This is a genomic window from Janthinobacterium foliorum (genome assembly GCF_978021625.1).
Map to the genome: position 1 here is coordinate 107,252 of NZ_CDXDQE010000009.1, position 19,100 is coordinate 126,351.

Sequence of the window (19,100 nt, forward strand, 5' to 3'; positions counted from 1 at the left end):
TGTCCTTTTGTTTGCGGAACCTGCAGGCTAAGGCTTGACTGAACATGACGCCAGTGACATTATTTTTCTCCTCAATACAACTTTTGTCATAACCTATGAATGTGCGCCTATCCGTCGATGCCCTGCGTGTGTTCAGGGCAGTGGTACAAACCGGCAGCATGAGCCAGGCCGCCAGCCTGCTCCATCTGAGCCAGTCGGCCGTCAGCTGGAAAATCAAGCGACTGGAGCAGCAGCTCGATTGCCTGCTGCTGGCGCGCAGCGGCGGGCTGTTTGGCACGACCGACCAGGGCGCCATGCTGCTGCGGCATGCCGTCAACATACTCGATGCCCACGATGACGCCGTCGCCCATTTTTCGCCATCTGCGATGCATGGCCGGCTGCGCATCGGCGTGACGGAGCAGATTTCATTGACGGACGTGTGCGCGGTGCTGTCGCAGTTCTCGCATCACCACCCCAAGGTGGACGTGCAACTGGTGGTGGAGCAAAGCCAGGTATTGCGCGAACGCTTTGCCGACGGCGTGTTCGATGTGATTTTGCATCAGGATTTTGCCGGCATGGCGGCGCCGGCCGACACGCTATTATGGATAGAAACGCTGCATTGGTGCGCTGCCACGGCAGAACAGACTTTGCCGGGCGAGACCGTCAAGCTGATCACCTACGGGCCGCACTGCTTTTACCGCCGGCTGGCCGAGGAAAAACTGGGCCTGGCCGGCATGGCCTGGAGCGTGGGCCTGGAATGCCCGTCGGTGGCGGGCGTGCTGACCGCGATTGCCGCCGGCCTGGGCATGGCGGTGGTCAATGAACGCAAGCTGGGCCAGGGCGTGCACCGGCATGCGGCACTGGAGCGGCTGGCGCCGCTACCCCGTGTCGCCAGCCTGCTGCGGGCCAATGACAACCTGCCCGACCCCGTGCGTGACGGTTTTTGCCAGCTGCTGCTGGCAGCATTGCAGAACACGAGGCATGATGGATCCCGTCGCTAGCGATGCGACCAGAGCAGGTCAACCTTCTCGTCGTCGGTCAACCACCAGCGCTTTCCGTCCTTGTCCTTGTGCACACCGAATATTTTCTGGTAGTTGTAGGTCTGGCAGTGCAGCTTCAGCCAGGCGTGGTAGTAGTCATCAAGAAAAGCGCTGAATACCTGCTGGAAGCGTGGTTCGCTGGCGTCTTTTTCGGGCAACTCGAAGCGGCCTATTCTGGCAACGATGTGCGCGATGTCTGTCCTGCTGACGCCGTCGCGTTTCACGGGGTCGGGCAAGGCGACCCTGAACGCCAGCACTTCCGCGCCCTCCTCTTCCCACCACTCGCGCAAATTGAAGCGGGAAATATCCTTTCCGCTTAGTGCCTGCAATTGATCCGCGAGTCTGTCGTATTCGGCGTTGTCGTCGTCGCCATGTGTATCACAGAACTGCGTATAAGCCAGTATCGATGCCAAAATCGTGGCATACCTTTCTTCCGCCACAGCCAGTGGGGGCTCCAGCGCTTTCTCTGATTGCATGCTCACCCTTGTTTGATGACGGGTGCTGGCGCCTCGGCGCGCCAGCGCCACCAGCCCAGCGCCACGCAGGCCAGCAGCAAGGCCAGCAAGCCCGCCACTTCATGGCGGATTTCATACAGCGAGGCGCCCATCTGGTTGAGCGCCACAAAGCCCTGGATGCCGGCCGTCGACGGCAGCAGCCAGCGCAGCCATTGCAGCACGACGGGCATGGATGACACGGGCCAGGTCAGGCCCGCCAGGAACAGCACGGGCATCGAGGTGGCGATCATCAGCTGCGTACCCCGCTCGCGCGTGCGGAACAGCATGCCCAGCAGCATGCCGAACGCCGCTTCGGCCAGCGAGAACAGCACCAGCAGCAGGAGCATGCCGCCAAAGTTGCCGCCACGGGGGTAATCCTGGAACCAGAAGACGAAACCGAAGAAATAGCAGCAATTCAGGAAGGCCACGGAAGCAAATGCCAGCAGCATGCCCGCGTAGCCACCGGCCGTGCGCTTGCCGGCCAGGGGAAAACTCTTGCGCTGATACCAGGTGCCGAACAGCATGGTCATGCCGATCAGCAAGGTCTGCTGCACGATGAGGGTGGCCACGCCGGGCACGACATAGGCGCCATAACCTTCCTTCACGTTAAACAGGGGCACGGCGTCGAAGGCGATGGGCGAGCGCTGCTCATTGGCCTGCACCGTCGATGGCGTACCCGCCCCAAGACGTTTCAGTTCGATACCGGCGGACACCGTGCCCACCACTTCGGCCAGGCCATTCAAGGCCACCTTGTTGAGCATCAAATACAAGCCGTTGCCCGCCACTTGCGCGTGGGCGGCGCGCCCGGCCAGCACGTCCGTCTGCAAGCCGTCGGGAATGATCAGCACGCCCATCACCTGGTCGCGCCACAGCAAATCCTGCGCCACGGGCAGGTCGGGCGTGACGGCGACCACCTGCAGCGACGGGTGGGCCATGGCAAAGCGCGTCATCTGGCGCGACATGGCGCTGCGGTCCTGGTCGACGACGGCCACGGGCACGCGCTGGACGATTTCCGTCGAATACGGCAAGGGATAAAAGAACGAGTAAATGATGCCGCCGATGAACAGCAAGGTCAGCGCGCCCTTGTCCGTCAGCATGGCGCGCCAGGTGGCGCGGAAGGCGGCCCAGGTCATGTGCGCCCCCAGGCGGCAGACGCGTTGGCGCGGCGCGCCAACAGCAACAGGCCCACGGCGCCACAGCCGATGGCGATGCCGGCCAGTATCAGCATTTCCTGCACGCCATAACGCCACGGCGCGCCGGCCAGCCAGTATTTGGTTTGCAGCTGCAGATAATGCGTGAGCGGCAAGGCTTCCGCCCAGGCGCGCGCCAGCGGCGGCATGGACAGCAAAGGAAAGGCCTGGCCCGCGAAGGCAAACGCCGGCGCCGTAATGAACGCGGCGCCGGACAGGGCCAGCCGCATGGACAGGGTTGCCGCGATCAGCAAGGTGCCCAGGCCGCAGTAAGCCAGCACCAGCAGCAGCATGCTCAGCATGAGCGCCGGCAAGCTGCCCGCCACGGCCCAGCCCCGCGCCAGGCTGAAGAACAGCAGATACAGCAGCGCCAGCGCCACATAGGCGATCAGGGGAAACAGCAGCTTGGCGCCCACGGCACGCAGCCAGCTGCCACGGGCCGAGGCCAGCCATTGCGGCACGGTGCCGTCGCGCAATTCGCGGCCGATGCTGGTGACGATAGCAACGACGATGAAAATCTGCAGCATGGACGGCATCAGGGCCAGCGTGAGGAAGGCTTCATAGCTGATGTTTTCGTTATACAAACTGTTCAGGGTGGTGCGGATCGGTTCGAACTGGGCCGCCGCCTGCAGGGGCGCCATGCCCTTCTTCACGCGGGCCGTCATCTCGATGCCGGCCGACAAGGTCGTGCTGACCGTGCGCACGTCGCGCAGCAAGGCGCCCGCGTGCGAGGAAAACTGCGCGTTATACATCCATTGCACGGTGGCCTGGCGGCCGCCCAGCAATTTCTTTTCAAAGTCGCCCGGTATCACCAGGTAGCCGAACGCCGTGCGCTCGCGCAACTGATGCAAGGCATCGTCGCTGGACGCCACTTTCGCCGTCACGGCGATGCCGGGCGATGCGTCCAGCCAGCGCGTAAGCTGGCGCGACAGGGTGGAGTTATCGTTATCGATGACGACGATGGGCAAATCGCGCGCGATGCCTGCAGAAAACACCAGCCACAGGATGGCACACAGGACGAGGGGAATCCAGCTGAGCATGCCCATATCCCAGAAGTCGCCGCGCAGCCGCCCCCACTCGCGCGCCAGCGCCGAACCCGCTACTTTATCCGCTTCGCTCATCGCCGATCAGAGCGGCGGAAACACGACCGACATGCCCGGGCGCAAGCCGTCGACCTTGATGGCGGGACGCAGGCGGATTTCAAACGTGCGCAAGTCCGTGCCGCCCGGGCGGGCCGCGCGCCAAGTGGCAAAGTCGGGCAGCACGGCCACGGAACTGACCTTGAAGCTCACTTGCTGTTTCAGTGCAGGCACGTTGGCCGTGTGCGTGCTGCCCATGGCAAACGCGCCCATTTCATCCTCGCGCACCTGCAGCACGGCCCAGGCGTCATCGAGGTTCACCAAGGTGATCACGGGGAAACCCTGCGGCGCCAGTTCGCCGGGCTGGATCTGGATCTTGCTCACCTGGCCCGCCACCGGCGCGGCGATCTTCGTTTCGGCCAGGGCGATTTCCGCTTCGGTCAGCACGGCGCCCACCTGGCGCGCCTGGGCCGCGGCGGCCGTCTTGTCTTCCGGACGGGCGCCTTTTTGCGCCATGTCATACTGCGCGCGGGCCGCCTGCGCCAGCTGCTCGGCGGCGCGCCACTGCGCTTGCGCCTCGTCGCGCTTCTGCTGGGCGATCACGCCCTGCTCGTACATATTGTTGACGCGGGTATACGTGGTCTTGGCGATGTTCGCCCCCGTTTGCGCCCGTTCCCAATTGGCTTTCGCCGCGGCAACTTCCTCGGGACGCGCGCCCGCTTCCGCCTTCTTCGCCACGGCATCGGCCGCCTGCGTGGCAGCCGTGGCTTGCGCGATCTTCGCCTGCACTTCCGGACTGGTCAGCTGGAACAGCAGCTGGCCCTTCTGCACGTTCTGGCCCAGCTTGACGTACAGCTCGCCCACCCGGCCCGGGACCTTCGACGAGACGTTGACTTCCTGCGCATCCATCTGCCCCTGCAATGGCAGGCGCTGCGGCTGGAAGGCCTGGTACAGGCCCCAGCCGACGAAGGCCAGGACAAGGATGGCGGCGACTATGGCCAGTGGTTTTTTGGAAGTGCTCATTATTTGGTGTCCACAGGTAATTGGATATCGGCCGAGGCGGCCAGGCTGCCCAGGCGCTGCGTTTCGCCCGTCGCTTCCAGCAATTGCGCCAGTCCCATCACATAGTTATAGGCCGTCTGCGCCCGCTGGGTCTCGACCTTGGCCAGGTTCAGGCGCGCATCGACCACTTCCAGCGACGTCACCTGCCCTTGCTGGAAGGCCACCGTTTGCAAGCGGATATTTTCGCGCGCCAGTTCCACCGACGACGCCGTGGACAGATACTGGATGCGGGCGTTTTCCAGCGCGCGCCAGTTCTTTTCGATCAGGGTGGGAATGTCGCGCTCGGCCTGGCGCGCCACCACCTCCACCCGCTCCTGGTCCAGCTTGGCGGCGGCGATCATCTTGCCCGTATTGATGCGGTGTACCAGCGGCACGGCCACGACAAGGCCGATGGCCCAGTTCGAGCGCACGAGCTTTTCGCTGCCGCGGTTCAAGTTGTAGTTACCGACGGCAAACACGGTGGGCGTGTATTCCTTGCCGTGCAGCTTCAAGGCTTGCTCGGCCTGCACGCGCTTGCTGTCGATCTTTTTCCAGTTCGCGTTTTCGCGCATGCCCGTGCTGATGAACGATTGCAAGGTGCCCACCGGCAAACTGTTGACGAACAGCGGCGTGCTGGGGCGCACCTGCGTTGTCGTGGCCAGCAGGCGGTCCAGCGCCACCTGGGCGATTTCCTCGTCGCTGCGCGCTTGCGCCTCGTCGCTGCGGGCGCCGTCCAGCGCCACGTCGGCGCGCAGGCGCTCGGCGCGTGAAATCAGGCCGCCCTTTTCCAGCCTGGCCGCATCGCGCTGGTGTTCCGTCACGCCGGCCGTCACTTCGGCTCGCACGGCCACCACCCGCTTGGCCAGCAGCAACTGGAAGTAGCGCTGCGCCACCAGGGTGGCCAATTGTTCTTCCGCTTCCACCCGGTCCGCCTGCGCGGCCAGGGTCAGGCTGGACGCGAGTCCCTTGACGGCATCGAGGCGCCCGCCCGTGTAGATGGGCCACATGCCCAGCAAGCCGAACGAGGTCAGGTCAGTGACCACTTCGCGGCTGAGGGAATTGGGAATCTGTGGCCTGGGCAAGCCGGGAATCGGCGGCAGCACGGACTCGATGCCGCCCACCACGCCGGACAGGCCGCTCGTATCGATATTCAAGTCCGTCGACAAACGGCCGCGAAACGCCGTCAAGTCCACCGAGGGGCCGTCGATATTCGACAGCGCTTCGGCCTTTAATGTTTTCGCGCGCACGTCGAGCGCCGCGCCCTGCACGGCGCCGGAAGCCGCGGCGGCTTGCTGCAGCGCTTCGTTAAAGCTCAACGGCGCGGCGGCCGGCACTTGCGCCACGGCCGGTAGCGCCGGCAGCGCTGCGGCCAGCGCGCCAGCCAGTAATAAATGTCCTTGCAATCTGCCCATGTAGCGTCCAGTCAATGAATGAGGGGAAAGCACGGGATTGCCATGTTTATACTTTCACAATAGCAATTATATGCAAGGAAGTCCATTCCAGCCTGCACTGCAGGAAAGTGTCGCTTCCACGCAAAAACGGGCGCCTCTTGCGGGGCGCCCGGGGCCGTCAATCAAGCACGGTGAAACTTACTTTTTCGACTTCTTGTCACCCTTGCCGCCCTTTTCCTTCTCAAACACGGCGAAGAATTCCGACGCCATGCCACGGATGGCGCGGCCGATGTTCGCGTAGTCGTATTCGTTCAGGTTGGCCAGCGAGACGCGGCCCGACGGGTGCGTGGTGCCGAAGCCGCGGCCCGGAAGCAGGATCACGCCCGTTTCCTCGGCCAGGCGGAACAGCGCTTCGTTCGGTTTCAGTTTTTTCAGCAGCCACTGCGAGAATTCCTCGCCATGCATCTGCGCGGCCAGCGATTCCATGTCCAGCAAATGGTAGTAGCGCACGGAGTTGGCGTCGTGCACCATCGGCAAGCCCAGTTCGCGGTACAGCGCCTGCTTGCGGCGCAGCACGATATGTTTCATCGCCTTCTTGTATTTTTGTTCCTCGTCCATCAGCGAGAACAGGGAGAACAAGGTCATCTGCGCCTGCACGGGCGTGGACAGGCCGGCCGTGTGGTTCAGTGCCACCGTGCGGCTGTCAGCCACCAGGCGGTCGATGAATTTGAGCTTGCGCGGCTCGGTCGTGATGGAATGGTAGCGCGCGTCGAGCTGCTTCTTGACGGTTTCCGGCAGTTTGGCGATCTTTTCATCCAGGATATTGTTTTCATGCGTGGCCACCACGCCCATGCGCCAGCCCGTCGCACCGAAGTATTTCGAGAACGAATACACGAGGATGGTGTTGTACGGGCAAATGGCGAACAGGGAGACGAAATTGTCGGCGAACGTGCCATACACGTCATCGGTCAGGATGATCAGGTCCGGACGCTTCTTGATGATCTTGGCGATGTATTCCAGGGTCTCGTCGTCGATCTTGACGGATGGCGGATTGCTGGGGTTGACGAGGAAGAAGGCCTTCACTTTCGGATCGAGCAGCTTGTCCAGTTCTTTCCTGGTGAACTGCCAGTTGTTCGATTGCGGCGCGTCGATGTGTACGGTGTTCAGCTGATAGTCATTGAGCTGGGGAATTTCGATGTACGGCGTGAAGATCGGCATGCCCAGGGCGATGGTGTCGCCTTCCTGGATGATGTGATTCGATTTCAGGCTGGCGAACAGATACGTCATGGCCGCCGTGCCGCCTTCGACCGCATACATGTCGAAGTTGCCGACGAACGGGTGTTCGCCGATCATTTCGCGGTGGATATACTGGCCGACGATTTTCTCGGACAGGCGCAGCATGCGGTCCGGCACGGGATAGTTGCACGCCAGGATGGCTTCGCACATCTCGTAGATGAAATCGCCCGCGCTCAGGCCCAGCTGGTCGCGCACGTACGACACGGCCGCCTCGATGAAATGCACGCCCGGACGGTCGGCATGCTGGCGCACGAAGATTTCAAAGCGCGATTCGATGCCGTCGCGCGTGGGGAAGCCGCCCACGCCTTCCATGTACACATACGACCGTTCCGCTTCCGTCATGGCGAACTGGCCGAACTGGAAGAAGCCGTGGCGTGGGGTGGTCGCCAGGAAATTCGGGTTGCCGCGGCCCGCGTTCAGCATCAGGCGGTTGCTTTGCTTGGCCGTCTGGATCAGCGCATCCTTGAGTTCGAATGGGCTCAACAGGGCGAGTTTATCTGGGTTACTGAAATCCATTTCTGCTACTCCTTATTAGACAAGTGAGGAGGCCCCGTGCGGGCGGCCTGGATAGTACTGATGCTCGCTGACTCAGACGAAGGCCACGACGAGCGGGCCCAGCAAGGTCAGGAAAACGTTGGCCAAGGCATAGGTGATGGCAAATGGCACGGTGGGGATGGAGTTTTGCGCCGCGTTCAGTACTTCGCCAAACGCGGGATTGGCGCTGCGCGAGCCGGACAAGGCGCCGGCAAACACGGCAACGTTGTCATAACGCAAGACGTAACGGCCGATCAGCATGGTCAATATCATCGGCAGGATGGTGACGACGACGCCCACGCCGAACAGGGTCAGGCCATGCTGGCGCACGGTTTCCACGGCCTGCAGGCCGGAGGTGAGGCCGACGACGGCAACGAAGCCGGCCAGGCCCAGATCCTTGAGGATTTGCACGGCGCCGCTGGGCATGTAGCCAAACGTCTGGCGCTTGGCGCGGAACCAGCCGAACACCAGGCCCGACAGCAGCACGCCGCCGCCGCTGCCCAGGGTCAGCGGGATGGAACCGATGCGCGCCACCAGCAAGCCCACCAGCAGCCCGACGACGAGGCCCGCGCCCATGTAGACGAAGTCCGTCTTGGCGCTTGGCACGATCATGTAGCCCACTTCGGCCGCCACGCGCTTGACGTCCTGCTCGGCGCCATAGATGGTCACCACGTCGCCCGTCTGCACCACGGTTTCCGATTGCATGGGCAGGACCTTGCCCATGCGGCTCAGCTGCACGACAAAGATGCCGTGACGCACGCCCGGCGCCGTCGCATTGCGGATCTCGCCCACCGTCTTGTTGTGATACACCTTGTTGGTCAGCACCATGTCGCGGCGCTGCATCACCAGTTCCATGCCTTCGACGGCATGCAATTCCTTGCCCAGCTGGGACGACACGCTGAGCATGGCTTCGCGGCGGCCCACCAGCAGCACGATGTCGTCGGCCGCCAGCACCAGGTCCTGGCTGACGTCGATGACCTGGCCGTTGCGCTTCACGCGCTCGATGGTGATGGCCGTGTTCGGATTGGCGCTTTCGATGTCCGCCACCGAACGCCCGGCGCCCGGACCCACCTCGTAGATGCGGCCGATGAGATCGGGTGCGGCCGGCGTCTGGCCAGGTCCCAGCACCTGCACGCCTGCCTGCAGCGCCGTTTCCGCCTTGATCGCATCTTCGCGGATGGTGCGGCCCATGAGTTTCGGCAGGATGTTGACGCAGACGATGATGGCGCCAAACGAGCCGAACACATAGGTGACGGCATAGCCGACGGCCACGTTGCCCTGCAATCGCGCCACTTCGTCCGCCGCCAGCCCCAGCTTGGCGATGGCGTCGCCGGCCGTGCCGATGATGGCCGACTGCGTCAAGCCGCCCGCCGCCACGCCGGCCGCCAGGCCCTTGTCGAGGTCGAAGATCTTGGCCATGATGACCACCGTCAGCAGCGCCGTCACGGCCAGCACCACGGCCAGGATGATTTCGCGCACGGACTGGCGGCCCAGGGAATTGAAGAACTGCGGTCCGCTTTCATAGCCGACGGCGTAAATGAACAGTGCGAACAGCACCGATTTGACACCGGGATCGATGGCAACGCCCACCTGGCTGACGAGCACCGCCACCAGGAGTGAACCGGCGACGCCGCCCAGCTGGAAGGAGCCGAACTTGATCTTGCCGATGTAGTAGCCCACTGCCAGGGAGAGAAACAGGGCAATTTCAGGCGACTTCTTGAATAACTCGTGCAACCATTCCATGCTGACCGCCTTTCGTTTTGAAGGAATTCTTGACTATGACTGCTTGCCCGCCGGCGCGCGCCTCATGCGTGCACGGAACCGGCCAGGGCCACGATGAGCGGCCCCAGCAGGGGCAGCACGACGTTCGAGATGGCATACGTGATCGTGTAGCCCAGCAAGGGCGTGGAATTGCCCGCCGCGTTCTGCACGGCGGACAGGGCCGGCGTGCTGCACTGCTGGCCGGCGATGGCGCCCAGCAGCACGGGCGCTTCCAGCTTCAGGAAAAAATGCCCCACGCACAGGGAAATCGAGGCGGGAATGGCGGCGATCAGCACGCCCATCAGGGGCAGCGACAAGCCGTACTGGCGGATCAGGTCGATCGCCTGCGGTCCCGAGGCCAGGCCCACGCAGGCGATGAAGGTGGCCAGACCGATGTCTTTCATCATGTCCAGCGCGCTCGGGTGAATGCCCGGCATGCCCGGCTTTCTCGCCTGGTACCAGCCGAACACCAGGCCCGTCAGCAAAGCGCCGCCGCCCGTGCCCAGCGAAAAGGGAATGCCGCCCAGCTTGGCACTGAAGCCGCCGATATACACGCCCAGCACGATGCCGATGCTGGCGTAGACAATATTGCTGCGGTCGCCCGTGGGCACGCGCTTGCCGATGGCGGCCAGCGCCGTGTTCAATTCCCGCCCTTCCGTCGTGCCGTACAGGCGCAGCACGTCGTCGCGCTGCAATGCCAGGTCGGGCAGCGGCGGCATGCTGTGTTCGCCCCGGATGACGGCGGCCACGTGCACGCCGGCGGGCAAGGCCAGCTGGCGCAAGGGCTGGCCCACCAGCGCTGCCTGCTGCAGCACCACTTCGACGGCCGAAACGGCCATGTTCAGGCCCGTCGTGTCGGCAAATTCGTCGCCCAGGATGGACTCGGCCGCCACCAGCGCGGGGCGGTGGCCGATCACCAGCACTTCGTCATTGGCGCGCAGGCGCAGCTCCGGCACCAGAGGCAAGACCTTGCCATGCCGGCGCACGCGCGTGATGCTGGCGCGGCCCGCGAAAATAGTTTGCAGCGAGTCGAGGCGGCGCCCCGCGCCACGGCTGATGCGGTAGGCCCGCCCCACCATTTCCGGCGTCGCCTGCAAGTCGTCGGCGCCCGCCTGCGCGCCGCCCATCTGCGCCCACAGCTTGTCCGCTTCCTCGCGCAGGTTGACGCGCAGCAGCAGCGGGAAGATCTGGCTGGTGATGATGACGATGGTGATCAGGCCAAAGATATACGTGATCGAATACGCGGTGACGACGTTGGCCTGCAGCTCGGCGATGCGCGCCACCGGCAGGGCCAGCTTGGAAATGGCATCCGTGGCCGTGCCGACGACAGCCGATTCCGTGGCCGCACCGGCCATCATGCCGGCCGCCGTGCCCTGGTCCAGGCCCATGATGCGCGTGGCCAGCAAGACCAGCGCCAGCACCACCACCACTTCGATCAGGCAAAGTATGCCCAGACGCAAGCCCTTGGCATTCAGGTTGGCGAAAAACTGGGGACCGCCCGCGTAGCCGAGGGCAAAGATGAAGAGCATGAAGAAGACGTTCTTCACGCTGGCGTCGAGGGTAATGCCCACTTGCCCGATCAGCAGCGCGGCGATCAGGGTGCCGCACACGCCGCCCAGCTGGATCGGGCCGAAGCGTATCTGTCCCACCGCGTAGCCCAGCGCCAGCGCCAGGAACAAGGCCAATTCCGGTACCTGGTGCAATACCGACGCGATCGAATCGAGCATGAGCTAACCTTCGAAATGATAACGGATGGTTACTGAAATCGGGCGTTCCCGGGCTGGCGGCAGCGTGCGGACGAACGGGCGTATGGCTTCCCGCACAGCACCTGCAACCGAGGGCTACGCCGGGAAAAAGTTGTAACGTGGAATCATATTCGGCGATATATTTACAAGTGTCAACAGGTGTTCTGTTGAACTCGTCTTGATATTAATCACATCGGCCGCGCACGATTGAAGTACCTATTTGACATGAATCAACAATACCATTAGTAATGTTTTTGACGGTACCAGAGTGCCTTGCGGGCCAATGGCGTTTGCTCCGTCAGGTCCCCATTCACCAGCTCCAGCACCTGGCGCCGGGACAGGTTCAGTTCATCCGTGACGCGGCCAAAATGGCGCCGGAACAGGTGTTCGAAACTGCCATCGGCCAGCATCTTTTCCAGTCCCGTTTCGATGTGGCGGGCCAGCTCCGGCCGATGCTGCCCGACGAAAAAGTACAGGGCCGCCGGATAGCGGATCAGCAGGTGCGCGTCCAGCGCCAGCGGCAGCCACGCATGGCTGGCCAGCTCGCTTTGCGCCTCGATCACGGAGCGGGGAAAGTAATCGATGCGGCCGGCCGCCAGTTGCTGGAACAGGCCTTCATACGTGCTGGACGTGTCGATGCGCAAGCCATTCGATTGCAGGATGGCGGCATCGGGCCAGTCGGCCATCTGGCCGGCCGACAGGTGCGCCAGGTCAGCAGGCATGCGCCTGCCGCGCAACAGCTGTGGTCGGCGCGCATGGATCAGCGCCACGCGCCAGCCGATCAATCCCCGGTCGATGGGTATGCGCACGGGCAACAATTGCGCCTCGCGCGCGCGGCTGGTGGCGGCCCAGACGATGTCCACGCTGCCCGTCCCTGCCGCGATCTCGTGGATGGCGCGCGCCTGCACCATGGGCAAGGTGGAGCGGCGCAGCGCATATGCCTGGCCCGAGCGTTGCAACGCCTGTTGCAGCAACGCCGTGACGTAATCTTGCTGCGGATCATCATGTGCCTGGTGGCGCGGATACAGCAGTGGCCGCGGCGCGGCCACCGTCGCGGCGAGGGCGGCATCAAGCGGCCAGAGGCTGGCCAGCATGAGCAGGGAACGGCGCTGCATGGGCCTTCCTTTCCAGCGCTCTTATCAGAAAAACAGTATCGCGCAGCAAGGCACGCTTGTCGACTGGAATATGGAAACTGTGTACAAAACAACAGCAAGTCAGGATGACGACCGGCAGTGCGGAATTAATCCAGATCAATAAAAGTACAAATACAAAAATATTTATACGTGCTGCTCTGGACGGCTTGCGCGCCCTCGCCTACGCTGTTTTTTTATTTGAAAAACAAGAGGTATGCATGCAAACAGCACGCTTGAATATCATCGGCATGGACCACGAAGGCTGCGCCGACCGGCTGACGGGCGCCCTGGAAGCGGTCGCCGGCGTGGCCACCGTCTGCGTCTCGCTGGCGCGCCACGGCGCCACCGTGCAATTCGACGAACGCCTGGCCACCCAGGAGCGCCTGCTGGCGGCCGTCAACGACGCCGGCTTCATGGGCGAAGCGACGGATGAAGAACAGCTGTCCTCGTGCAGCGGCGCCTGCGGCCACTGCCGCCACTGAACGCTTCCCGGCGCGCCCTTCCCTCCCCGGCTATCCGCCGCGCGCGCCGCGGTCGCGCAAATGGGCCAGCACGCGGCGCGGCCCCAGCGCATGCAGGTCGAACGGCGGCAGCTCGATGGCGTCGAGCGTGTTCTTGAACAGCAGGCCCAGTTCCGTGTCGCCTTCCAGGCTCAGGCGACGGCTGAAAAACAGCGTGTCCGGGTCTTCCTGGCGCCGCGCCAGCAGCATCAGGTCATGCACGCTGGCGGCGATGCACAGCTCGGGCACGTCCGCATAGCGCTCGGCCACGAAGACCGTGCCCTGCCACTCGAAGTCGAAGGCGATGCCCGCGTCGAGCAGCCGCAAGCGCAGGCTGCGCCCTTCCAGGCTGCGCCGCACATCGTCGGGCAGCTGCGGCGCCAGCAAGCGGTTCAAGCCCTGCACGAACAGCCAGGAAGCGGGATATGGCGGCAGCTTGGACAGCAGGTCGGCCAGCGGCTCGGGCAGCCGGTACGACGGTCCGCCTTTGCACAGGCCGGGAGTGGCGGCAACGGGAGCCGGAACGGGGAGGGGCAGTCTTTCCAGTTGATCTTGCATGGGGTTCCTTTCGCTACAGTCAATGGGCGGTGCGCTGTTCCATGCCGGGCTGGCCATGCCAGTAGCCATCGCAGGCGCCGGCGGGCTGGCAGGCGGCCAGCTGCGCCTGGGCACCGATGCCGCTGACCTGGCCGCGGCGGGCGCGGTCAAAGATGGCGATGACTTTTTCCGTATGCGTGGCTTGCGGGCTGATGCGCGCCACGGCCACGCCCATGTCGCGCATGGCGTCGAGTTCGCGCACCAAGTTGTAGACCAGCGCCGACTGCGTCTGCGTGCCGTTGAGCACGAGGAACGGCACTTCGTCGCGCGTGCGCAGCAGCAGGCCGTCCGGCTCTTCCAGGCAGCTGTAGCCGCAATCGTCCTTCGGCAGGTTGCGGTTGCGCGCCGTGAAGCAGCGGGCGGAAAATGCCAGCGGCATGCGGCCGTAGGCAAACACTTCCGTCTCCAGCCCGTCCGGCTTCTGGCGCTGCATCTCGGCCAGCGCCGTCTGTCCCATTTCCAGCGGCATGACCCAGCGCTGCGCGCCCAGGCGCGCCAGCAATTGCAGGCTGGGGCCATTGAACAGGTTCAGGTGCGGCCCGGCGACGAAGGGCGCGCCCTTCTCCATGCAGTGGACGGCGCCCATGTCGTTCGCCTCGACCGTGTAGCGGCCATTGGCCGTGATGCGGCGCAGGGTCGCCAGCTCCGCGCCCGCCTCGATCAGCGCCTGCGTCGACAGCACCACTTCCTTGCCGGAAGCGGCCAGCATGTCGGCGATATCGAGCCAGTCGGCCAGGCGCAGCTCATGCCGGCGCGAACACACGGTTTCGCCGAGATACACGATATCGACGGCCGTGGCGGCGATGCGCTGGTAAAACTCGAAGACGGTGGCGCGCGGCCAGTAATACAGCAAGGGGCCCAGTGAAAGCTTCAGCATGTTCATCCTCTATTTCCATGATCGGTGGTAAGCACCGAGGGTGTGCTGCTGGCCCTCGGCCAGCTTGTCCATGGCCGCCATCCAGCCCGGCTTGACGGCGTAGCGCGCATTGCCCTCGCGGCAGGCGTCGATCGCTTCGCGCCACACGCGCGTCACCTGCGCCACGTAGGCAGGGCTGCGCTGGCGCCCCTCGATTTTCACGGCGCGCACGCCCATGGCGATCAGCTGCGGCAGCAGCGCCAGCGTGTTCAGGCTGGCCGGCTCCTCGATGGCGTAATACTCTTCGTCGTTGACTTCGAAGCGCCCCTTGCACAGGGTGGGATAGCTGGCGTTCTCGCCCGGCGCATAGCGGTCGATCAGCACGCCGTTCAGGCGCGATTCCAGCCCTTGCGGTGTTTCCAGCCAGCGCACGGATTTCGCCGGCGAGCACACGCCATGCGTGTTCGGCGCCTCGCCCGTCGCATACGACGACAGCGCACAGCGCCCCTCGACCATCACGCACAGGCTGCCAAAGCCGAATACCTCGATCTCGACTTCCGTCTTGCTGATCAACTGCTCCACCTGCGCCATCGACAGCACGCGCGGCAGCACGGCGCGGGCGATGCCGAAGTGTTCGTGGTAAAAATTGATGGCCTCGTAATTCGTGGCCGAGCCCTGCACGGACAAATGCAGGCGCAGCTGCGGGTGGTGCTGGGACGCATAGGCCATCAGGCCCGGATCGGCGACGATCATGGCGTCGATGCCCGCCTGCGCGGCGCGGTCGATGGCGCTGCGCCACACGGCCCAGTTGTGCGGCTGCGGATAGGTGTTCAGCGCCAGCAAAACCTTGCGCCCGTACTGGTGGGCGTAGCGCACGCCCTCGGCGATGGCCTTTTCATCGAAATTGAGGCCGGCGAAATTGCGCGCATTGGTGGCGTCGCGAAAGCCCAGGTAGACGGTGTCGGCGCCATTGTCGACGGCCGCTTTCAGGGCGGGCAGGCTGCCGGCGGGACAGACCAGTTCCAGCGGCCCGGCCACGCGGGTGGCGGTGGTTGATTCAAGCATCATGATGTTCAGTTCCCGTGTCGGCTCAGGGTGCAGACTATAGCGCCGCGCAGGGCGCGCAGTCCTTGACGCAGGTGAAGGAATGCACGCATGGCTGGCGCGTTTTCCACTTGCTTGACCACGCTGTAAAATGCGCCACCCTTATCCGATCCTGCCTATTTCCATGCCCCGCAAACCGCTGCTCATCTTCCTGCTGACCCTGTTCCTCACCGTGCTGCAAATACAGTGGGCATCGCCCGCCGACGGCTACGATGCCGAAGCCCTCTCCATCCTCTCGCCCGAAGCGCTGGGCGCCTGGCCCGGCGTGCTGCTGCTGTTCCTGCAAGCCGTCTTTGCGCGCCGCCAGGTGCCCGTGCTGCGCCAGGTCAGCCTGTGCACGGGCATGCTGGCCGTGTACTGGCTGCTGGCCAATTACGTCACCTTCGACGCGCGCGTGGCCAGCTGGAGCACTTATTCGGCGCTGGAAATCTGGCTGCACGTGCTGCCCGCCTCCGTCATCAGCATCGCCATCTGCGGCGCCGCCTGGTTTGGCGCCGCCTGGCTGATCCTGCGCCAGGCGGGCGCGAAGAAAAGCCGCTGAGGATTTTTTTTCACCTGCATCAAGGATTCGCCAGGCAATGGCAGGCGCCGTTTGACGCCACTACATTTAGTGATTAATCTCCATGAAAACACCGCATGTTGTGTTTATTGGAGGTTTCATGACGACAAATGCAGTTCCCACCCCGCGCGGCCAGGTCGATGTCGCCGCATCCATCAATGAATACCTGGAGCGGCGCGACTGGCGCGTGAACGCCAACGCCAACCAGGGCTATTCGCTGGGCGGCCTGATCCTCAATGTGTCGGGCAAGGTCATCGCCAATTACTGGCTGGACCAGGTGTATCCGCCCGAAGTGGGCGCGGCGCACCGCGAGGCGGCCCTGCACATCCACGACCTCGATATGCTGGCCGGCTACTGCGCCGGCTGGTCGCTGCGCACCCTGCTGCACGAAGGCTTGAACGGCGTGCCGGGCAAGATCGAGTCTGGCCCGCCCAGGCACATGTCGAGCGCCATCGGCCAGATCGTCAATTTTCTCGGCACCCTGCAAAACGAGTGGGCCGGCGCGCAGGCGTTCAGTTCCTTCGACACTTACATGGCGCCGTTCATCCGCCAGGACAGTCTGCGCTACGAAGACGTGCGCCAGTACATGCAGGAACTGATCTTCAACCTCAACGTACCGTCGCGCTGGGGCACGCAGACGCCGTTCACCAACCTCACTTTCGACTGGGTCTGCCCGGACGACCTGCGCGAGCAGGTGCCCGTGATCGCCGGCCGGGAGATGGATTTCCGCTATGGCGAGCTGCAGGCGGAGATGGACATGATCAACCGCGCCTACATCGAGATCATGATGGCGGGTGATGCCAAGGGCCGCGTCTTCACCTTCCCCATCCCCACCTACAACATCACGGAGGATTTCGACTGGCACAGCGAGAACGCGGAACGGCTGTTCGAGATGACGGCCCGCTACGGCCTGCCCTACTTCCAGAATTTCATCAATTCGGAACTCAAGCCGAACATGATCCGCTCCATGTGCTGCCGCCTGCAGCTGGACTTGCGCGAACTGCTCAAGCGCGGCAACGGCCTGTTCGGGTCCGCCGAGCAGACCGGGTCCCTGGGCGTGGTGACCATCAACTGCGCGCGCCTGGGCCACTTGTGGCGCGGCGATGAAGCGGCCTTGCTGGCCGACCTGGACCGCCTGCTGGAGCTGGGCAAGACCAGCCTGGAAATCAAGCGCCGCACCATCGAGGAGCTGATGCAGCAAGGCCTGTTCCCGTACACGAAGCGCTACCTGGGCACCTTGCGCAACCACTTTTCCACCCTGGGCGTGAACGGCATCAATGAAATGATCCGCAATTTCAGCGGCGACGCGCACGACATCACGACACCCGAAGGCCATGCGCTGGCCGTGCGCCTGCTCGACCACGTGCGCGCCCGCATGCTGCAATTCCAGGAGGAGACGGGCCATATGTACAACCTGGAAGCGACACCGGCCGAAGGCACGACCTACCGTTTCGCGCGCGAAGACGGCAAGCGCTATCCGGCCATCCTGCAGGCGGGCACGCCCGACAATCCGTACTACACGAACTCGTCGCAACTGCCCGTGGGCCATACGGACGACCCGTTCGAGGCGCTGGAATTGCAGGACACCCTGCAGCGCAAATACACGGGCGGCACGGTACTGCACCTGTACATGACGGAAGCGCTGTCGGACGCGAATGCCTGCCGCGAGCTGGTAAAGCGCGCCCTGAGCCGCTTCTCGCTGCCCTACATCACCGTCACGCCCACCTTTTCCATCTGCCCGCGCCACGGCTACCTGGCCGGCAAGCACGAATTCTGCCCCACCTGCGACGCGGAGCTGATCGCCCGCAAGCAGGCCCACCCTGTTCCATCACTGGAGGAAACGCCATGAATGCACGTCCCGACTTCACTCCCGCCATCACCCTGCTCGACAGCGAACGCCAGCGCTGCGAAATCTGGACGCGCGTGATGGGCTACCACCGCCCCGTCGCCTCGTTCAACATCGGCAAGCAGGGCGAATTCCACGAGCGCCAGTATTTTACGCAGGCCAGCGCCAAGGTTGGCCTGCCCGCCTGCCATGGCGGCTGACTTGAAGGTGGGCGGCCTGACGCCCTTTTCCGCCAGCGACTATCCAGGCAGGCTGGCGGCCGTGGTCTTCGTGCAGGGCTGTCCCTGGCGTTGCGGCTATTGCCACAATCCCCATCTGCAGCCGCGCACGCGGGAGGGCGCCATGCCCTGGCGCGACGTGCTGGCCTGGCTGCGCCGCCGGGTGGGCCTGGTCGACGCCGTCGTCTTCAGCGGCGGCGAGGCGTGCATGGACCCGGCGCTGGAACGCGCCATGCTGGACGCCAGGGCGCTGGGCTTTGCCATCGGCCTGCACACGGCCTGCATCTATCCGCAGCGCCTGCAACAGGTGCTGCCCCTGGTCGACTGGGTGGGTTTCGACATCAAGGCGCCGTTCAGCGACTATCGACATGTGACCCGCGTGGCCGGCAGCGGCGACCCCGCGCGCGCCTGCCTGGACGCCATTCTTGCCAGCGGCGTGGCCCATGAATGCCGCACCACCGTGCACCCGGACCTGCTGCCCGACGCGCAATTGCTTGAGCTGGCCGCGAGCCTGGCCGCGAAGGGTGTCAAGCACTATGTGCTGCAGCAGTTCCGGCCCGATGGCTGCCGCGATGCGGCACTGGCCGGCCGCCTTCTGCACGGCTATCCGGCGGCGCCGACGCTGGCGCAAATCGGCGCCATGTTTCCCCGTTTTACATTCCGTAATCATGGCAATTGAGCCTGCCGCAGGATAATTGTGAAAAGCCCCGCAAAATTCCCCGTTCTGCAACGCTGAA

At 64.1% G+C, this 19,100-nt stretch carries 18 protein-coding genes; 6 read left to right on the forward strand and 12 right to left on the reverse strand.

Features of this window, described 5'->3' with window-relative positions; all coding sequences use genetic code 11:
* The first annotated feature begins 95 nt into the window (after positions 1-95).
* Complete coding sequence (locus tag ACZ92H_RS18580) at positions 96-980, forward strand: LysR family transcriptional regulator (protein WP_465050560.1); 885 nt, start codon at positions 96-98, stop codon at positions 978-980.
* Here the strand turns inward: ACZ92H_RS18580 and ACZ92H_RS18585 are convergent.
* The 9 genes from ACZ92H_RS18585 to ACZ92H_RS18625 all read right to left on the reverse strand — a co-directional run bounded on the left by ACZ92H_RS18585 (position 977) and on the right by ACZ92H_RS18625 (position 12,665).
* On the reverse strand, positions 977-1,495 hold the full coding sequence (locus tag ACZ92H_RS18585) for a hypothetical protein (protein ID WP_465050561.1): 519 nt from the start codon (positions 1,493-1,495) through the stop codon (positions 977-979). The two genes, ACZ92H_RS18580 and ACZ92H_RS18585, sit on opposite strands and share 4 nt — an antisense overlap.
* 2 nt (positions 1,496-1,497) lie before the next feature.
* Complete coding sequence (locus ACZ92H_RS18590) at positions 1,498-2,646, reverse strand: ABC transporter permease (protein WP_465050562.1); 1,149 nt, start codon at positions 2,644-2,646, stop codon at positions 1,498-1,500.
* Positions 2,643-3,824: an ABC transporter permease gene (locus ACZ92H_RS18595; protein ID WP_465050563.1), complete on the reverse strand. Its 1,182-nt coding sequence runs from the start codon at positions 3,822-3,824 to the stop codon at positions 2,643-2,645. Before ACZ92H_RS18595 ends, ACZ92H_RS18590 begins: the two co-directional genes overlap by 4 nt.
* 6 nt (positions 3,825-3,830) lie before the next feature.
* Positions 3,831-4,805, reverse strand: a complete 975-nt coding sequence (locus ACZ92H_RS18600; RefSeq protein ID WP_465050564.1) for an HlyD family secretion protein — start codon at positions 4,803-4,805, stop codon at positions 3,831-3,833.
* The gene (locus tag ACZ92H_RS18605) at positions 4,805-6,235 is read right to left on the reverse strand and encodes a TolC family protein (RefSeq protein ID WP_465050565.1); all 1,431 of its coding nucleotides are present in this window, start codon (positions 6,233-6,235) and stop codon (positions 4,805-4,807) included. The genes ACZ92H_RS18600 and ACZ92H_RS18605 overlap by 1 nt, the downstream gene beginning before the upstream one ends.
* Positions 6,236-6,412: 177 nt before the next feature.
* Positions 6,413-8,026, reverse strand: a complete 1,614-nt coding sequence (locus ACZ92H_RS18610; protein ID WP_131377358.1) for a bifunctional aspartate transaminase/aspartate 4-decarboxylase — start codon at positions 8,024-8,026, stop codon at positions 6,413-6,415.
* Between the two features lie 72 nt (positions 8,027-8,098).
* Positions 8,099-9,787 carry an aspartate-alanine antiporter gene (gene aspT, locus ACZ92H_RS18615; RefSeq protein ID WP_465050566.1) on the reverse strand — a complete coding sequence of 563 codons (1,689 nt, stop codon included), beginning with the start codon at positions 9,785-9,787 and terminating at the stop codon, positions 8,099-8,101.
* Between the two features lie 62 nt (positions 9,788-9,849).
* Positions 9,850-11,532 carry an aspartate-alanine antiporter gene (aspT, locus tag ACZ92H_RS18620; RefSeq protein WP_131377362.1) on the reverse strand — a complete coding sequence of 561 codons (1,683 nt, stop codon included), beginning with the start codon at positions 11,530-11,532 and terminating at the stop codon, positions 9,850-9,852.
* A 260-nt stretch (positions 11,533-11,792) separates the two neighbouring features.
* Positions 11,793-12,665: a substrate-binding periplasmic protein gene (locus ACZ92H_RS18625; RefSeq protein WP_465050567.1), complete on the reverse strand. Its 873-nt coding sequence runs from the start codon at positions 12,663-12,665 to the stop codon at positions 11,793-11,795.
* A gap of 236 nt (positions 12,666-12,901) precedes the next feature.
* Between ACZ92H_RS18625 and ACZ92H_RS18630 the strand changes: the two genes are divergently transcribed.
* On the forward strand, positions 12,902-13,165 hold the full coding sequence (locus ACZ92H_RS18630) for a heavy-metal-associated domain-containing protein (protein WP_131377367.1): 264 nt from the start codon (positions 12,902-12,904) through the stop codon (positions 13,163-13,165).
* A gap of 30 nt (positions 13,166-13,195) precedes the next feature.
* Here ACZ92H_RS18630 and ubiT read toward each other — a convergent pair whose 3' ends face one another.
* From ubiT to ubiU, 3 genes are read right to left on the reverse strand one after another with little or no spacing between them, the layout of a single operon-like run.
* On the reverse strand, positions 13,196-13,741 hold the full coding sequence (gene ubiT / locus ACZ92H_RS18635) for a ubiquinone anaerobic biosynthesis accessory factor UbiT (protein WP_131377370.1): 546 nt from the start codon (positions 13,739-13,741) through the stop codon (positions 13,196-13,198).
* A 19-nt stretch (positions 13,742-13,760) separates the two neighbouring features.
* Positions 13,761-14,657: a ubiquinone anaerobic biosynthesis protein UbiV gene (gene ubiV, locus ACZ92H_RS18640; protein WP_465050568.1), complete on the reverse strand. Its 897-nt coding sequence runs from the start codon at positions 14,655-14,657 to the stop codon at positions 13,761-13,763.
* A 9-nt stretch (positions 14,658-14,666) separates the two neighbouring features.
* Positions 14,667-15,704 carry a ubiquinone anaerobic biosynthesis protein UbiU gene (gene ubiU / locus ACZ92H_RS18645; RefSeq protein ID WP_465050569.1) on the reverse strand — a complete coding sequence of 346 codons (1,038 nt, stop codon included), beginning with the start codon at positions 15,702-15,704 and terminating at the stop codon, positions 14,667-14,669.
* A gap of 160 nt (positions 15,705-15,864) precedes the next feature.
* On the opposite strand from ubiU, the gene ACZ92H_RS18650 reads away from it, so the two are divergent.
* From ACZ92H_RS18650 to ACZ92H_RS18665, 4 genes are all read left to right on the forward strand, one after another.
* Positions 15,865-16,281 (forward strand): hypothetical protein, encoded by a 417-nt coding sequence (locus ACZ92H_RS18650; protein ID WP_465050570.1) that lies wholly within the window; start codon positions 15,865-15,867, stop codon positions 16,279-16,281.
* A gap of 118 nt (positions 16,282-16,399) precedes the next feature.
* Positions 16,400-18,148 carry a ribonucleoside triphosphate reductase gene (locus ACZ92H_RS18655; RefSeq protein WP_131377383.1) on the forward strand — a complete coding sequence of 583 codons (1,749 nt, stop codon included), beginning with the start codon at positions 16,400-16,402 and terminating at the stop codon, positions 18,146-18,148.
* The gene (gene nrdD / locus ACZ92H_RS18660; protein ID WP_131377386.1) at positions 18,145-18,345 is read left to right on the forward strand and encodes an anaerobic ribonucleoside-triphosphate reductase; all 201 of its coding nucleotides are present in this window, start codon (positions 18,145-18,147) and stop codon (positions 18,343-18,345) included. The genes ACZ92H_RS18655 and nrdD overlap by 4 nt, the downstream gene beginning before the upstream one ends.
* Positions 18,335-19,042: an anaerobic ribonucleoside-triphosphate reductase activating protein gene (locus ACZ92H_RS18665; RefSeq protein WP_465050571.1), complete on the forward strand. Its 708-nt coding sequence runs from the start codon at positions 18,335-18,337 to the stop codon at positions 19,040-19,042. Before nrdD ends, ACZ92H_RS18665 begins: the two co-directional genes overlap by 11 nt.
* The last annotated feature ends 58 nt before the right edge of the window (positions 19,043-19,100 follow it).

Excerpts from the sequence above, each read along its gene's own strand:
- ACZ92H_RS18580 (WP_465050560.1), top strand. The coding sequence starts at position 96 with ATGAATGTGCGCCTATCCGTCGATGCCCTGCGTGTGTTCAGGGCAGTG.
- ACZ92H_RS18585 (WP_465050561.1), bottom strand. The coding sequence starts at position 1,495 with ATGCAATCAGAGAAAGCGCTGGAGCCCCCACTGGCTGTGGCGGAAGAA.
- ACZ92H_RS18590 (WP_465050562.1), bottom strand. The coding sequence starts at position 2,646 with ATGACCTGGGCCGCCTTCCGCGCCACCTGGCGCGCCATGCTGACGGAC.
- ACZ92H_RS18595 (WP_465050563.1), bottom strand. The coding sequence starts at position 3,824 with ATGAGCGAAGCGGATAAAGTAGCGGGTTCGGCGCTGGCGCGCGAGTGG.
- ACZ92H_RS18600 (WP_465050564.1), bottom strand. The coding sequence starts at position 4,805 with ATGAGCACTTCCAAAAAACCACTGGCCATAGTCGCCGCCATCCTTGTC.
- ACZ92H_RS18605 (WP_465050565.1), bottom strand. The coding sequence starts at position 6,235 with ATGGGCAGATTGCAAGGACATTTATTACTGGCTGGCGCGCTGGCCGCA.
- ACZ92H_RS18610 (WP_131377358.1), bottom strand. The coding sequence starts at position 8,026 with ATGGATTTCAGTAACCCAGATAAACTCGCCCTGTTGAGCCCATTCGAA.
- aspT (WP_465050566.1), bottom strand. The coding sequence starts at position 9,787 with ATGGAATGGTTGCACGAGTTATTCAAGAAGTCGCCTGAAATTGCCCTG.
- aspT (WP_131377362.1), bottom strand. The coding sequence starts at position 11,532 with ATGCTCGATTCGATCGCGTCGGTATTGCACCAGGTACCGGAATTGGCC.
- ACZ92H_RS18625 (WP_465050567.1), bottom strand. The coding sequence starts at position 12,665 with ATGCAGCGCCGTTCCCTGCTCATGCTGGCCAGCCTCTGGCCGCTTGAT.
- ACZ92H_RS18630 (WP_131377367.1), top strand. The coding sequence starts at position 12,902 with ATGCAAACAGCACGCTTGAATATCATCGGCATGGACCACGAAGGCTGC.
- ubiT (WP_131377370.1), bottom strand. The coding sequence starts at position 13,741 with ATGCAAGATCAACTGGAAAGACTGCCCCTCCCCGTTCCGGCTCCCGTT.
- ubiV (WP_465050568.1), bottom strand. The coding sequence starts at position 14,657 with ATGCTGAAGCTTTCACTGGGCCCCTTGCTGTATTACTGGCCGCGCGCC.
- ubiU (WP_465050569.1), bottom strand. The coding sequence starts at position 15,704 with ATGATGCTTGAATCAACCACCGCCACCCGCGTGGCCGGGCCGCTGGAA.
- ACZ92H_RS18650 (WP_465050570.1), top strand. The coding sequence starts at position 15,865 with ATGCCCCGCAAACCGCTGCTCATCTTCCTGCTGACCCTGTTCCTCACC.
- ACZ92H_RS18655 (WP_131377383.1), top strand. The coding sequence starts at position 16,400 with ATGACGACAAATGCAGTTCCCACCCCGCGCGGCCAGGTCGATGTCGCC.
- nrdD (WP_131377386.1), top strand. The coding sequence starts at position 18,145 with ATGAATGCACGTCCCGACTTCACTCCCGCCATCACCCTGCTCGACAGC.
- ACZ92H_RS18665 (WP_465050571.1), top strand. The coding sequence starts at position 18,335 with ATGGCGGCTGACTTGAAGGTGGGCGGCCTGACGCCCTTTTCCGCCAGC.